Below are 15,433 nucleotides of genomic sequence, written 5' to 3' on the forward strand. Positions count from 1 at the left end.
GCCGCTCTGCAGGGCGTTGCCGGTCGCGAAGATGCGGTTGGCCGGCGAGACGCCGATGACCGTGCTGGCCGAGTTCGACGAGGCGTCGAAGCCGTAACCGGCGTTGAAACCGGCGTAGAAGCCCGTCCAGGTGAAGACCGGCACCGGGGTGAAGATCGGCGGCGGGGCGGCGCGGCGCGGCAGGTCGGCGGCCGAAGCGGCGGCGGTCAGGGCCGTGAAGGCGGCGAGGGAGGCGATGAGCGTCTTCATAGGGTGGCTGTCCTCAGCAAAACCGTGGTTGAGCCCTTCCTATATCATTGCCTAAAACCTGACTGTAGCTGAACAGACACACTGGCCGCCGAAGGAGATTTGCTGAGAGATCGAAGCGTTTTCGAAGATCGACGCTGGTTACCGAAGTGTAATCGCAATCGTTCGGGATTAAGACTTGGCAAACGTGATGCGGGCCGTGGGCCGGCGCGTGCGGTGTCCAGCTCCCCCGCCACGCCGACCCTCACGCGACCGCCCGGCCGAGGCCTCACGGGCAGGATGGGAGGAACTGGCTCGCATCCGCCTGTCGTCGCGTGCTCACCCGCTGCGGACCGTGCGGTGTCGCGAACGCCTCGGGGCCGCGTGCGGGGAGAGCGCTGCCTTAGCAGGCGTGTCCGCGGCTGTCCTGCGGTGAAAAGGTCAGCGGCCGTTCGGCGGCGCCCCGTGGACGACCTGATTCCAGGCGTCGACGCCCCCCGCCTGAAGCCAGAGCCAGGCCGTCACGGCCACCCAGGGACCGCCGATGAGGATGAAGGCGAGTAGGCCCATGATGCCCTCCATGGCCGTGGAGCGTCATGCCGACCGCGCGAGTCGCGCCCGCAGCGCTTCGGCCTCAGCTTGCCACGCATCTCGTTCGATTTGAACGGCCTCGATCAGGGCGTGGAGATTGCCCGCGTCGATGGCGGTTTCCACGAGCATGTCCTGGGCTTGCGCGAGCTGGCCCCGCAGCTCGGCGTTCTCCGTCGCCAGGGCCATCAGGATGGCAACCATGTCGTCGCCCATCGCCGCTCCCTGACTCCACCGGAGCGGGGGCGTGTAGACCCGCCAGGGCGCAGCGGCAACCATCCGGCTTCGGACCCGATGAGCCCGGTCCTTGAGATGCAGCCGGCGTTCGACCTATGAGACGGGAGCCGGTACCACCGACCGACACCCGGCATGCCCGGTCGGGACGAGGTTGAGGACGCAAGCGGAATGAAAGTGAGCGTGTACGGACTCAAGGCGGTCCTGCTTCAGCCGCGCCGCGCCGCGACCAAGACGCTGCGCGCCGGCGTCCGCGCGTACAAGGCCGTCAGCCAAAGCCAGACCCAGCATCGCCGGCTGATCGAGAAGGATCGTGAGATCGGGGAGATGCAGGCCAAGATTGCAGCCCTGTACGAGGAGCTCGCGGGCCGGGACGCCCATATCCAGATTCAGCATCGCCAACTCATCCAGCGCGACGAGGAATTGCGCCAGGCCCGGAGCGACGGCGGCGGTAGCGCGTTGCGGGGGCTCGCCGAGGAGATGGAGCGCAGCCTGCTGACCTTGGCGTTCGAGACCATCCCGCGATCGGCAAGTGAGGCCGCCTACCGGACCACGCCGCCGAATCCCGGAGACGCCCTCGCGCCTCTGCTCCTGCCGGACGGACACCGCATCGAGATCGCCTACGCGCCCGGCGACCGTTCGGTCGGCGCGGCCCTGGTCTCGTCGAGAGGGGCCTGGGAACCCCATGTCCAGCGTCACATCGCGAACAGCGTCCGCCCGGATGGGACCTGCCTCGACATCGGCGCCCATATCGGCGCCATCACCCTGCCCCTGGCGGCCATCGCCTCGACGGGACGGGTGTTCGCGTTCGAGGCTGTGGCGGCGAACCGGGCTCGCCTCCTCGGTAACGTGGCGGCCCTGCCGAGCCCGAAGGCGGCGATCGAGGTCGTCGGCGTCGCCCTCTGGGATCGCGAAGCGGTGCTGTCCGTGGGGTGGGCGCCCGAGCTCGCCGCCTTCTCCTACGTGACCGAAACCGCCCTGGATGCCGCGGCCGTCGAGAGCCGGCTCCGCGCCCTGGCGCCGGCGGATGCTCTCGCCGCGCCGACGCTCCACGCCGAAGTGGGCATGGTGCGGTCCACGACGCTCGACGCCTGGGTGAAGGCACGGGACCTCGACCGGCTCGATCTGATCAAGCTCGATGCGGAGGGGTCGGCGATCCGCGTCCTGCGCGGTGCCGAGGACACGCTGCACCGCTTCAAGCCGACCGTCATCGTCGAATACACGTCCTCGGGTTCCGAAGACGGCGGGCAGCGTGGGGATCTCTATCGGGCACTGGCCGAGATTTTCGGCACCATCGCCGTCATCGAGCCGGAGACGGATCCGACGCCGGTCCGGAGCTGGAGCGATCTCGCGGCGCGCCTGGAGGCCGGAACGGGCCCCGTGCATCTGACCTGCGGATGGCGCTGAGGCGCGATCCGTAACGGCCGCGCTTCGGTCCGGCTGCGCGGGGCTGGCAGCGCTCGCCCAGCCATGCCGCCGCCGCCTGTCCGAAATCCCGCCAATTCGCCAGCTGCAGGCGAGCCGCTTCGGTCCAGAGCCGTTCGGCGACGCCCGGCTTCATGATCTCCAGCATGGCCTCGGCGATGGTGTCCACGCCGACGGGGTCGATCCTGATCTGTCCCAGCGGGGGCAGGCCCTTTAGGCTCGGCATCGCGGCGGGGGCGATCACGGGAACGCCGACCGAGAGGCTCTCGACGGGGGGCAATCCATATCCCTCGGCCCCCGAGACATAGATCGTGGCCCGCACCTGCCGATAGGCTTCGGCGATGGTGCTGTCGGCCGCGTTCGGGATCCACCGGAAGCCGGGAACGCGCTCGGCTTCCCGCAACCACGCGAGGTCCTGATTCTCGAAGGCGCGTCCGATGATCGTCAGATCGATCTCGTGGCCGCGCGACCTCAGCGTCGTGAACGCCTCCGTGATCAGGCGCTGGTTTTTCCGCCCGTCGATGGAGCCGACCACCAGGAACCCCCGGCGGTCGGCGCGCCAGGATTGACGCTCGACACCGATGCCGTCCGCCCCGAGGGGCAGGACGATGCCCCCGGCGGGAGCGGACCCGCGCATGATCCTCGTCTCGAAGTCATGCCGCGTATCCGCGCTGATATGGGCCACATGCGTGAAGCTGCGCACGGCCATGATGTAATGCATCAGATGCGCCGCTGTCTTCAACGAGAACAGATTCGGCGCGAGGAATGGAAGGAAGTCGAAGCACAGGATCGCCAGATCCTTGTGGCCGGATTTGGCCAAGCCCTGGTAGAAAACGCTGCGCTGATCGTCGTAGAATAATTCCGGAACGAAGATGATGGACTTCTCCGGAAGGGCGACTCCCTCCGAAAGTCCTTGGCGATGATCGATCAAGGCGGCGAGCTGCTCGCTCGACAACGACAGTGCCTGCGGATCGCGGTCGGTCAACAGGTCGATGACGGAGGCGGGGACAGGGCAGAGGCGGGCGGGTCGCCCCGGCTGGAAGCGGGCGACGTGCAGGGGCGGCCCGTCGGCGGGCCAGTGGCGGATCAGCTCCCGTACGACGCGCTGGATGCCGGTGCGGATCGGATTCCGCAGCAATTCCGTGCAGTCCATGATGACCGGGGTCACGCGACCCTCCGTGCGACGCGGGCGGGCCGGGTCTCGACCTCGAGCCCGAGGCTGCGGCACAGGGTGGCCGCATAGGTCGACATGCTCCGCTCCTCGCAAAAGGCGACGCGCGCGGCCTCGCGCATGGCGGCCGCCGACCGGCCCCGCTGGGCCTCCAGAAGGTCCGCGATGGCCTCCGCGAGGAGCACGGGGCTGAGCGCATCGGGGATCGACGTCACGTAGGCGTCCGGGACGCCGATCGCATCGGCCAAGCCTCGGTTGGCGACCGTCGGGGTGCCGGCGGAGGCGCAATCGAGCAGCGCACCCGAGAGGCCCCCCAGATTGTAGGTCCGAAGCTGGATCGCGACGTCCGCGCCGGCGATGGCATCCCGATACCCGGCCTCCGAGACATAGTCGCTGGCGAAGGTCACATGGTCGCTGAGGCCGAGCTTGGCGGCGAGCCGCTGCACATGCTCGCCGATCTCCGGCGTGGTCGGCTGGCCCACGAAGCTCAGCCGCGCCGGCACGCCCCAGCCGCGCAGGAGGTCGAGCGCCCACAGGCATTCGTCCGGCGCCTTGCTCGCATCGACGAGGCCCAGGGTGACGATCGCGATGTCGCCGGGCGCGAGCCCGAGACGGGCCCGGGCCGCGGCCCGCGCCTCCGGCGCGAGGTCGGTACCGGACCAGGGGCGATAGACGCTGAACGGAATCAGCACCGGCGAGCGGCCCCGCCGGGCCTGCAGGCGCCCGGCCGTCACCGCCGAATGCACGATCATCGGCGAGGCGGCATCCATGATCTCGTCGAGGAAGAGCGCCTTGAGGCGATCCTCATCGGCCATCCATTCGTTCAACTCGGACTCGGGCACGGGCCGTTCCAACTCAGCGGAGGCCGCGGCCAGGGCGCGCGGCAGGCCGAGGAGGATGCGATAGAAGCCGAGCATGCGCGCATCGTGCGCGATCGCCGCCCCCCCGAACCGAAGGAGGGTGTCGAACGTCCGGTGGTGGAAGTGCGAGTTGCCGACGACGTGGATGACGCGGTCGAAGCCGGCCGCGGCCGCTGGCAGGGCGCTGAACGGATGCAGCGTCGCCCCGGCGACGGGCTCCAGGCGTCGTGTCTCCGAGAAGACGTGGAGATCGACCATTCGACCCAGTTCCACGCAGGTCGCGGCGGTGTAGTCGGCGACGCCGGACCGGTCCGGAGGCAGGGGCGAGAGCAGGGCGACGCGGGGCAGGGCCCCCCGCGCCACCGCCGGGCTCTGGGGTCTCGCGGTCGGAGGGGAGTATGGGCGTCCGGCGAGGCCCGCCTCGACCGCCTCCCAGAACCGGCGGCCGACCTCCTTGGCCCGGAAGCGCGGCCAGATCCCGGCTTGCCCGGCGACCACGGAGTCCGCCCACGCGGGATCCCTCGCCACCCGCTCCAGGAGGGGCGCGAGGGCGTCCGCGTCGTCCGGCGGAAAGCGCAGCGCCGGATCGCGCACCAATTCGCGATGGGCCGGGATGTCGGAGGCGAAGACGGGAACCCCGGCCGCCATGCCCTCCACGACCGGAAGGGAAAACCCTTCGTCGAAGGACGGACAGACGATGGCCATGGCTTGGGCATAGAGGGCGACGAGGGCCTCCTCCGACACGGCGCCGGGGACCGCGACGAGGTCCGGACGCCCCCCGGCCTCGCTCGCGATGCTCTTGAGGCGTTCGGCTTCGGCCGGGGGGTATTGCCCCCCGACCACGAGGCGAATGCCGGCCTCCTGCAAGGCCCGCGAGCCGGCATGGGCGCGCACGACGAGGTCCGGGTTCTTGCGGGGATCCGCCCCGCCGACAACCAGGAGATGCCGGCGACGCGCGCCCCCGCGTGTCACGGGGGCCTCGAAATGCGGATCGAGCGGAGCCCCCGTCACCGCGATGGCGGCAGCCGGCGCCCGCAGGGTCGACATCAGGTCGTCGCCCGCGCTGACGGAGATCGGGGCGAACAGGTCGCAGCGCGCCAACCACCGCAGCGCGTTCGCGTAGGCGAGGCGGGCGGTCGGATCCGGGAGATAGCGCTCCGGCCATCTCAACGGGATGAAATCGTACACGACCGCCACCCTCAGCCGCGTGGCACCGGAGAGAAACCGCGCGGCGAACAGGGGATCGTGCGTCATGGGCGACAGGGACACGAACGGCGTCCGCTCGTCCGGATCGTCCAGGGCCCGAATGGCGGCATAGGCGTTGGGATGGGTCTCGGTGACGTAGTCCCGTGCCTCGTCGATCAAGGGGGGCAGGCTCGGATCGGTGAGGCCGACGAGCCGCACGTCGCCCGGCGCCGCCCGCAGGAGCGCTAGGGCATGCCGTCCCACGCCGCGCGTGGCGTAGTTGGGGTCTTGAAGGCAGCGCATGTCGACGACGACGTTGCGCGGAAACATGGGCCTGCCCAACCGGGTCTCTCCATCCTGAGGCGCATGAGGCTGGATCGCACCTGCGGCCTCGGTCGGTGAATGAGGAACGGCCCATCACCCGCGGCGCCTGCGGGCGTGATGGGCCGAACCGTGTCAGTGTCGGGTCGCGGTCTCCCCCGAACCCCAGGCGGCCCGGAACGAATCGGCCTTTCCGAGGGCGCTCCAGCCCCACCCGGACGCCGACCAGACGTCCCCCACGCGCTTGAACTGCGTCGCACGGGCTATCATCAACCCCGGCAGACCGAGAAGCCAGACGGCGCCGCTCTCGACGAACCAATGTCCGATGGGCGACCGGCTCTCCGACGCCAGCACGCCGCCCTCCAGGAAAATCACGGTCTCGACGCCCCGGATCGTATCGATCCGGCAGGACCCGATGAGATCCTCGGCCGACAGGGAAATCTCGGGCCTCCTCGCCTCCGCCGTGGGCCAGGCCTCGTGGCACTCGGCGGAAGCCCGCCCCCACACCCAGACGGCCCGGCCGTCCGCGAAGCTGACCGAGTGAAGACGGCTCAGCATCGGATAGGCATCGACGGCACACAGGGCCATCTCGTGTCCGGCGTCGCCGCGAAGATCGATCACCTCCACGCCGGGCCGCGAGAACGCCGCCGGGTAACCATGGGGATCCCGGTGCTCCAGGCTTGCGAGAAGCGCGATCTCCCACGAGCGCGATGCCACCCATGACGTTTCGGCCGAGGGGTGCAGGGCGTTGTCGAGGACCAGGCGGCCGGCGCGGCGCGCGAGCAGATCTCCCAGGTCGATCTCGAGGAACAGGCTCCAGCCGTTGCGAACGGATACGATCTCGGACGGCGGGAGGATCAAGAGGGAGCCGTCGGTTGCGATCTGCTCGTAAGTTTTGGTTCCCCATGGGAACGTGATCGACAGACTCGAATCGGTGACCGACCAGGATCCATCCGCGACCGTCCCGTCGGCGTGCACCAAGCGGCCATCCGGTCCGAAATGCCCCAGGAAGTGCGGCGTCCCGCGCAGATCCCGCAGGCGGATGCGCAGGTTCGCCAGATCCGCCCCCAGCAGATCGAACAGGGTGGGCGGCACGCACGCCCGCACCGACGGCGCTTCGGCCGAGGCGGCGAGGAACGACGTTGCGGCTCCCCGTTCCTCGTCGCAGCGTTCCGCGAAGTTTTGAATGAACGGCCCGGACAGGTCCGGCTCCATCTTCCGCATGAAGAGAAGCTTCTGGACGTCGGCCGCGAACGTCGCCGCAGGAATATCCTTCTCTGCGCCAACGTTCGTTTCGGTTCGAAAATAGTGATGAAGGACCTCGTTCCCCATCCCATACTCTGGCGTGTATGCGATGGTGTCGAAAAAGTTCATCTCCGGCGCAAATCCAAGATCGCTCGCCGCAAACAGCTCGTTGCAATCCGGGTTGTGCAGGATGGTGTCGACGAAGCGACGGCTCATCAGCAGGAACGGGTCGCCGGTCCTCATCTTGTGCTTGACCAGAACCGAGTGAGCCCATTGCATCACGCGCGGATGCATGCGCCGCGAATATGTGCTCCCCGCTTCATTCATCAGATCGATGAAGTGGGTGAGGCGACCGAAGGACATCCAGCGCATGTCGGCGGAGTGCCCCGCGATCATGTACTGCTGTCCGCCGCCCTTGTACTGCCCTTCGAATATCTCAGCCCGAGGGGAGAAGTTAAAGGCGGACATATTCAAGCGAAAATCGCTCGAATCGTAAATCATCGGAAATTTCGCGAGGTCTGAGAAGCGATCGAGCTTCGCGTTCCGAAAGACATCGTCGAGGGCTTGATTGTAAACGGTCGGAAGCTCTGTCACCATGGCGTCCGGCCATTCCATGTGCCAAGCCGGCGGCGGCACCGAGTAGCGACGCTTCGCGTAGATCTCCCGATGACCGGGTTGGCCCATCTGCTTGGCGAATTCGATCGGGCCGGCGAGCGGATAGGTCTTGTTGCAGATGATCTGGAAGACCGCGTCGTCGTCCGTGCGGGCGCTGAAGCATTCCAGGATGTCGAAGACATTCTGGAACAGGAGTTTCTGGCCGCCCCAGCTGACGGATGGGCGATAGTGCAGATGCACATCCCCCGCCAGCATGAGCGCCGATACCTGGGGGAAGCGTTCAATCGGCTCGCTGCCACCGACCGAGATGACATAGGTGTTCGCGGCTCGGGACAGGCTTCCGAACAGGCGGAAGAGGCGCTCGACCTCGGCATGCCACGTGATGAAGTACCAAACAGCCGGGCTATCGTCGGCAGGAGCCCCGAGACTGGAGACGCTGAAGGCTGCGTGCCAACGGTCGTGCAACGGATCGGAGGCGTGCGGGGACAGAGGGTCGTCATGCCGTCCGCAGGGCGTATGGGCCAGAAGCCGTCCGAAGTCCGCGGCGTCGTAGGACGCCTGCCAGACGGCCTCGGCTGTCTCCAGCGTCGGTCTGGCGCCGAACGTCGCCAACGATGCCGCGAGATCGTCGGATCCAGTGGCCGGCTGCAGGGACACGGCCTGGGAACGACGCAGGGCAGCAAGGGCATCCCGCCGGTGCCCGGACACCCCATCCTTCGCCATCGCGCCGGTCAGAAGGGCATGGAGGACGGGGCCCGACGCGTTCGATGCCTCCAATCGCGCGATGGCTGCTTCGGCATCGCGGGTGGAGGCGAGGAGCCGGGACACCAGACGGCAGGCGGCGCGATAGCCTCGCCCCCATCGATGCGCCGCGGCAACCTGCGCCGCGACCCATGCCAGATGGACGGCGTTTGAGCCGACCCCGTCGGTCGCGGAACGATCGGCCTGAGCGACCCGAGTCATGAGATCGTGTTCGTCGAGGGCGAACAGCGCCGTGATCAGAAGGGGCTCCGTTCCGACCTGATCGTTCCCCAGATTGACCTCGACGAGGTCGGAGGCGGCCAGCGTCTTGAGCAGCTCGAGGCGATCCAGAATGGCAATCGCGCTCTCGTCGCCTCCGTCGAGCAGGCTCTGGGACGATCCGATCGCCTTGTAGATGGCGAGCGCAGAGCCGAAATCGTGGCGTGCAAACGCATGGCGACAATACTGACCCAGTATTCCTCCGTGCAAGACGGGATTCTCCAAGAGCATCGGTATGGCGGGCGTCAGTATATCGGTAAATGTATTGTGGTCGTGGCTTTGCAGTGCATATTCGGCGAGCACCGCCCGCACATTGAAGTCGGACGGCACATGACGCAGGATACGCTCGAAAACCGGTTTCGCTTCCGCGTGTTGCCCCTCGCCGCGATACTGATTGGCTGCCGTATGGAGGAGGGGAAGAACCGTCCCAAAATCAAAGTCAACATCACCCTTCAACAGGCTATCGCTTTGATGGATGAGCGCTGGAATCCCAACACTCTTCAAAAGAGCGATTGCTTCCGGGCTATTGGCTATGATCGACAACGTATCTCTCGCAACTTTGGATGAGAGTCTCTGAGATCTCAGCCAAGAGACATTTCAGACTGTGCCGTCGTCCGAGGCCTGCTGCCGAGCGACGGCAACCAACTGCCGCAGACCCGAACCGAGGTCGACCTTGGGCGACCAGCCCGGCAAGGTAGAATGGGCATCCCAGGGCTTCATGACCTCACGATCACGGTAGGGGCGCCCTCCGAACTTCGCATCGACCGTCATGCCCAGGGCCGTCGCGATCCGGTCCACCAAGTCGCGGACCGAGACGATTTCACCGGAGCGGACCAGAAAGACTTCCATGCCACGGGGGGCGGCCAGGAGCCGCTCGGCGGCCACAAGGAAGGCGGACGTCACATCGCTGACGTGGACGAGATCGAGCGTCTGCAGACCGGGAGAGAGAGAGACCGGTTCGTTCCGCAACGCGGCGCCGACGAGGTAGGGTAGCAGCTTGCGCCGTGGATCGGCGGGGCCGTAGACGTCGAATAACCGCAGCGTCAGGACGTTGAAGGCTTTTGCCTCGACGTAGTAGCGGGCGACATCTTCGAACGCCTGCTTCGTGGCAGCATAGAGGTTGGTCGGATTGTATGCGTCCGTCCCGTCGAAATGCTGCCAGGACGTGCCGGTGTTGACGAAGTTGCGGTACCCGAGGGCCGCCATGGCTTCCAAGATCAGCGTCGGGAACGTGATGTTGGCGGCCAGGATCTCGGCTGCGCCATCGGCCGTATGGTCGATGGCCACGGCGGAGGCGAGGTGGAAGACGACGTCGGGGGCGGCGGCTTCCACGGCGCGCGAGACCGAGGCGATGCCGCCATCGTAGAGATGGGTGGTCACGCCGGAGTGATCACCCGCCCGCCGTCCCAATGTATGAACGATCCACCCGCTGCGGAGGAGTTCGGCGAGAAGCCATCCTCCTACATAGCCGGTCGCCCCTGTGAGGAGGGCCCGCCGCTGGTGCGGCGGGACATTCGTCGGACGTGCATCGTTCAGGGACATTCGCCGAATCAGCGACTCGCCCTGGCACCTTGCCGGAAGAACGCTGTGAACATGTCCGCCATGTAGTCGATCTGGTCGCGGCCGAGGCCCGGGTAGACGCCCACCCAGAAGGTCCGGTTCACGATGGTATCGGCGTTGGTGAGGTCCCCGACGACCCGATAATTGCGGCCTTCCATGTACGGCTGCCGGATGAGGTTGCCGCCGAACAGGAGCCGGGTCGCGATCTTCCGCTCGTTGAGGAACTTCACCAGGTCGTCGCGGTCGAAGGGCGCTCCGTCACGCAGGGTCAGGACATAGCCGAACCACGACGGCTCGCTGCGCGGCGTCGCCTCCGGCAGGATCAGGTACTCCTGGAACTGCGCCATGACTTCGTTGAGATAGGCGAAGTTGCGCCGACGAATGTCGATGAACGAGTCCAGCCGGTCCATTTGTGCCAGACCGACCGCCGCCTGCATGTCGGTGATCTTCAGGTTATACCCCAGGTGGGAGTATGTGTACTTGTGATCATAGCCGTGCGGCAGCGTGCCGAGCTTCCAGCCGAACCGCTTCTTGCAGGTGTTGTCCACGCCCGGCGGGCAGTAGCAGTCACGCCCCCAATCGCGGATCGATTCCATGGCGCGGAGCACGAGCGACTGGCCGGTGAAGACCGCGCCGCCCTCGCCCATCGTGATGTGGTGAGCAGGGTAGAAGCTCAGGGTTCCGACATCGCCGAAGGTCCCGACGGGTTTGCCGTCGTAGGTTGCGCCGAGCGCGTCGCAGCAATCTTCGACCACCCAAAGATTGTACTTCTTCGCGACGCGCATCACCTCGCCCAGGTCGAACGGGTTGCCCAGGGTATGGGCCACCATGATCGCCCGGGTCCGGTCGGTCACGGCCTCCTCGATGCGCGAGGGCATGATGTTGTAGGTCGGGATATCGACATCCACGAAGACCGGAACCAGGCCGTTCTGCAGCGTCGGGTTGACCGTCGTCGGGAAGCCCGTCGCGGTCGTGATGACCTCGTCGCCCGGCTTCAGGGCGCGGTCGCGATGCAGGTGCGAGGTCAGGGCGGTCAGCGCGAGGAGATTTGCGGATGACCCCGAATTGACCGTGAGCACCTTGCGGCGCTCGCCGATGAAGGCGGCCAAGCGGCTTTCGAACGCATCGTTGAAGCGTCCGGTCGTCAGCCAGAAGTCGAGCGACGAGTCCACGAGACTCATCATCTCGGCTTCGCCGTAGACCTTGCCCGACACCGGCACCGCGGACACGCCCGGCTCGAAGGCCTTGGGTGCATGGGCAATCCGAGCGTACTGCGCCGTCAGCTCGAGAATCTTCGCACGCAGGGCGTCGGCGTCGAGTGCGGTAGCGTCGTCCGTCTGCATTGACTTTCCTTAGATGCCAGGGGCCGCAAGGTAGCTTGTGATCTGATGCCGCGTCACGTCCCGCATGTTGCGACCCTCGGTCCGAGCCTTGTACCACTCCGTCGTCCGGGCGATCGTATCCTCGAAATCCCAGCGCGGGCGCCAGCCGAGCCGGAGGCGGGCCTTCGAGGAATCGAGCTTGAGGTAATGGGCCTCGTGCGGTTGGGCCGCCTCATCGCGTTTCCAGGCGCCCGCCCCCCAATGGCGATAGAGGGCCTCCGTCACGTCGCCGACGTTACGATCCCCGCTCGAACTCGGACCGAAATTCCATCCTTCGGCGAAGGCGGCGCCATCGGAAGCGGCCAGACGCTCGGCCAACACCACATAGCCCGACAACGGCTCCAGCACATGCTGCCAGGGCCGGATGGCGCCGGGGTTGCGGATCTGCGCGCTCTCGCCGGCCGTGACCGCCCGGATGAGGTCGGGCACGAGCCGGTCCTCGGAGTAATCCCCGCCGCCGATGACGTTGCCGGCCCGCCCGGAGCCGACATTCACATGCGCGCCGCGCAGGAAGGAATCGCGGTACGCGGCGGTCACGAGCTCGGCGCACCCCTTGCTGTTGCTGTAGGGGTCATGGCCGCCCATGGCCTCGTTCTCGCGATAGCCCCACGCCCATTCGCGGTTCTCGTAGCACTTGTCGCTGGTGACGACGAGCACGGCCTTGACGTGCTCCACCCGCCGGCAGGCTTCGAGGAGATGGACCGTGCCCATGACGTTGGTGGCATAGGTGTCCACCGGGTCCCGGTACGACAGGCGCACGAGGGGCTGCGCGGCCATGTGGAACACGACGTCCGCCCCGCTCCGGCGCAGCGCCGCCGTCAGGGTGTCGGCGTCGCGGATGTCCGCGATCTCTGACGAGGCCATGACATCCCCGATGGCGCCATGGCGGAACAACGACTCCTCCACGGCTTCGAGGGCGTAGCCATGGACCTCGGCGCCCCAATCCGACAGGAGGAGCGAGAGCCAGGAACCCTTGAATCCGGTGTGCCCCGTCAGGAAGACTTTGCGGCCGTTCCAGAAATCAGGGTTCATGATCACCACACCTTCCACGGGGCTTTCCCGCCCTCCCACATACCCTCGAGCGTGATCTTGTCACGCAGCGTATCCATCGGCTGCCAGAAGCCGTCGTGCAGATACGCGTGCAATTGCTGGTCCATGGCGAGGCGCCGGAGCGGCTGCTGCTCCCAGACGGTCTCATCGCCCTCGATGTAATCGAACACGCCCTGGCCGCAGACGAAGAAGCCGCCGTTGATCCAGGATCCGTCGCCGACCGGCTTCTCCTCGAAATGGTCCACCAGCGTGTCCCGCAGGGTGAGCGCGCCGAAGCGTGCCGGCGGACGGACACCCGTCAGCGTCGCCATCCCGCCGTGCTGCCGGTGGAAATCGACCAGCGCCGTCACGTTCAGGTTCGATACGCCGTCGCCATAGGTCATGCAGAAGATGTCTTCGCCTTCGAGATAAGGCTTCACCCTCAGAAGGCGGCCACCCGTCATGCTGCTTTCGCCGGTATCGACCAGCGTCACCCGCCACGGTTCCGACGTGTTATGGTGGACCGTCAGCTTGTTGTTGGCCAGATCGAAAGTGACGTCCGACGTATGCAGGAAGTAGTTGGCAAAGTATTCTTTGATCACGTACCCTTTGTAGCCCAGGCACACGACGAAATCGTTGATTCCGTAGGCACTGTAGATCTTCATGATGTGCCAGATGATCGGCCTGTCGCCGATCAGGACCATGGGCTTGGGACGCGATCCCGTCTCCTCGCCCAGCCGCGTTCCCAGACCACCCGCCAGTATGACTGCCTTCATCGTACGTCTCACGGTTGGATGTACAGGGTGGCCCGGATCGAGCAGGCCGCGCCAGCGGCGACCAGACGAGTTTCACCGCGAGGCCGAATGCAGGAATTTGGAGGGCGAAGCAAGCAAGACAGCACCGCCGCTCCATGCAGATTCGGGGCCTGCCCCGCATCGACCGACCGCCAACGAAGGCGCGAGATCTACACACCGGAACTGCCCCGATCAAGGCTAACGAGCACGGCTCGAAGGTCATCGCGGGCGGCCCGGACGGCGATAAGCCAGTGCGCGCAGAATCTTGACAGTGTGTCGGGTTTCGAATCCAGCCTGATTTACGCGGCTCGATTGGGCGAAGGGGCGTGATCGGCGAAGCGATAGCCTCTTTTTTGTCAGATTGTCACAAGATTGAGGCAAGGGACGGTCACCCTCGCAGGATTAGGAATTATTTCTAATGCAGGCGGCGGCAGCGGCGAGCGCATCGGGATTGACGCATCTGACAACAATCCAAGTGCCCCCATCGTGTCTGTGCGGCGGCCAGCTCGCCCTCGGAAACATCAGGATCATCACTGTTGTGCGAGCACGCAACAGAGGGGGGCGCACAAAATGCATGCCTCTTCCGGAGGGGGCTGTGCCAACGGTTGATTTCTCCATACCGAAGCGGCATCAAGGGCCATTCTAGTGCATTCGTGCAACAATGATTGGCCCTAAGCTATGGTCAAATGTCAACCTTTGGCGTATCGACTGCAAGTAACCTTCGAGTATTCATACTGCCATCGGATTATATGAATTGTTACCTCGGGCGTTTTAATAAATCCATTGCGGCACGATGTTTCGCTAGAAGGTGGAGATCAGTATGGCAGACGTACTCGTAACTGGTGCCGGTGGCGTGCTGGGCAATGCGCTCGTCCAGGCACTTGAGGCGGAAGGTACGGATTTTGTCGCGGTAGCATCTCGCCGGGATTGCAATCTCGAAGATTTTTCGGACACGCTCAAGCTGTTCGAATCCTGCCGGCCAAAGCAGGTCTATCATTTGGCGGGCGCGGTTTACGGCGTCGGCGGCAACATGGCCTACCCCGGTGACATCTTCCGGCGCAACACACTCATCAATTGCAATGTGGTCGAGGCGGCGCGGGCGGTCGGCGCGACGCGATTCCTCGGCATGGGTACGGTGGCGATGTATGCCGACGGCCTGCCCATGCCCCTGCGCGAAGACGACGTTCTGTCCGGACAGCCGCACAGTTCCGAGCGGTTCTACGCCTTCGCCAAGCGTGGCCTGCTGATGCAGCTGGAAAGCTACCGGTTGCAATACGGTATGGACTATGTGATGGCCCTGTCGACCAACCTGTACGGGCCGGGTGATCGCTTCGATCCGGAGCACGGTCACGTCATCCCATCCCTCATTCATAAGTTCGTCCAGAGCCGGAACAAGGAGCCCGTCTCCGTGTGGGGGGACGGCAGCCCGACACGCGATTTCTTGTATTCGCGCGACGCTGCGGACGGCCTTCTTTTGCTGATGAAGTCCGGATCTGGCGTTTACAACCTCGCTTCGGGGCGTTCCATTACGATCCGCACCTTGGTCGAGACGCTGGCGGGCCTCGTTCCCGAGGCGACCTACGCGTGGGATGCGGACAAGCCGCTGGGACAATTGCGCCGCGCCTATGACATCGGGCGCCTCTCGGAACTCGGCTTCGTGGCGCGGACCGAGCTGAAGGATGGCCTGTCCGAGACCCTGAATTGGTACCATGAAAATCTGGGTCGCGTGCGGAGCTGATCGTCGCCCTCCGACGCACCACGACGGCCGCATCCTGAGCA

General features: G+C 65.9%; 11 protein-coding genes and 1 pseudogene. 2 read left to right on the forward strand and 10 right to left on the reverse strand.

Annotated features, from left to right (window positions below):
- The 3 genes and pseudogenes from MKK52_RS00895 to MKK52_RS00900 form a co-directional block, all read right to left on the reverse strand.
- Nucleotides 1–249, reverse strand: a pseudogene (locus MKK52_RS00895) (porin family protein); the annotation flags it as partial.
- Nucleotides 250–666: 417 nt separating this feature from the next.
- Complete coding sequence (locus MKK52_RS26820) at nt 667–795, reverse strand: hypothetical protein (RefSeq protein ID WP_279597565.1); 129 nt, start codon at nt 793–795, stop codon at nt 667–669.
- Between the two features lie 24 nt (nt 796–819).
- The gene (locus tag MKK52_RS00900) at nt 820–1,029 is read right to left on the reverse strand and encodes a hypothetical protein (RefSeq protein ID WP_243951869.1); all 210 of its coding nucleotides are present in this window, start codon (nt 1,027–1,029) and stop codon (nt 820–822) included.
- 195 nt (nt 1,030–1,224) lie between these two features.
- On the opposite strand from MKK52_RS00900, the gene MKK52_RS00905 reads away from it, so the two are divergent.
- On the forward strand, nt 1,225–2,454 hold the full coding sequence (locus MKK52_RS00905) for an FkbM family methyltransferase (protein ID WP_243951870.1): 1,230 nt from the start codon (nt 1,225–1,227) through the stop codon (nt 2,452–2,454).
- Here MKK52_RS00905 and MKK52_RS27070 read toward each other — a convergent pair.
- The 7 genes from MKK52_RS27070 to rfbF form a co-directional block, all read right to left on the reverse strand.
- Nucleotides 2,348–3,640 (reverse strand): glycosyltransferase, encoded by a 1,293-nt coding sequence (locus tag MKK52_RS27070; protein WP_243951871.1) that lies wholly within the window; start codon nt 3,638–3,640, stop codon nt 2,348–2,350. The genes MKK52_RS00905 and MKK52_RS27070 overlap by 107 nt on opposite strands.
- A complete protein-coding gene (locus MKK52_RS00915; protein WP_243951872.1) occupies nt 3,637–6,030 on the reverse strand; it encodes a glycosyltransferase in 2,394 nt (797 codons plus the stop codon). Before MKK52_RS00915 ends, MKK52_RS27070 begins: the two co-directional genes overlap by 4 nt.
- 114 nt (nt 6,031–6,144) lie before the next feature.
- Entirely contained in the window at nt 6,145–9,432 is a 3,288-nt protein-coding gene (locus MKK52_RS00920) for a hypothetical protein (RefSeq protein WP_243951873.1), read from the reverse strand.
- Nucleotides 9,433–9,486: 54 nt separating this feature from the next.
- Nucleotides 9,487–10,431, reverse strand: a complete 945-nt coding sequence (locus MKK52_RS00925; RefSeq protein WP_243951874.1) for an NAD-dependent epimerase/dehydratase family protein — start codon at nt 10,429–10,431, stop codon at nt 9,487–9,489.
- 8 nt (nt 10,432–10,439) lie between these two features.
- Nucleotides 10,440–11,792 (reverse strand): lipopolysaccharide biosynthesis protein RfbH, encoded by a 1,353-nt coding sequence (gene rfbH, locus MKK52_RS00930; protein WP_243951875.1) that lies wholly within the window; start codon nt 11,790–11,792, stop codon nt 10,440–10,442.
- Between the two features lie 9 nt (nt 11,793–11,801).
- Entirely contained in the window at nt 11,802–12,863 is a 1,062-nt protein-coding gene (gene rfbG, locus MKK52_RS00935; RefSeq protein ID WP_279597566.1) for a CDP-glucose 4,6-dehydratase, read from the reverse strand.
- A 2-nt stretch (nt 12,864–12,865) separates the two neighbouring features.
- A complete protein-coding gene (rfbF, locus tag MKK52_RS00940) occupies nt 12,866–13,636 on the reverse strand; it encodes a glucose-1-phosphate cytidylyltransferase (RefSeq protein WP_243951876.1) in 771 nt (256 codons plus the stop codon).
- An 838-nt stretch (nt 13,637–14,474) separates the two neighbouring features.
- Here rfbF and MKK52_RS00945 point away from each other — a divergent pair.
- Nucleotides 14,475–15,392 (forward strand): NAD-dependent epimerase/dehydratase family protein, encoded by a 918-nt coding sequence (locus MKK52_RS00945; protein WP_243951877.1) that lies wholly within the window; start codon nt 14,475–14,477, stop codon nt 15,390–15,392.
- Nucleotides 15,393–15,433: the final 41 nt, after the last annotated feature.

Source organism: Methylobacterium sp. J-067, from assembly GCF_022829465.1.
Taxonomy (GTDB): Bacteria; Pseudomonadota; Alphaproteobacteria; order Rhizobiales; family Beijerinckiaceae; genus Methylobacterium; species Methylobacterium litchii.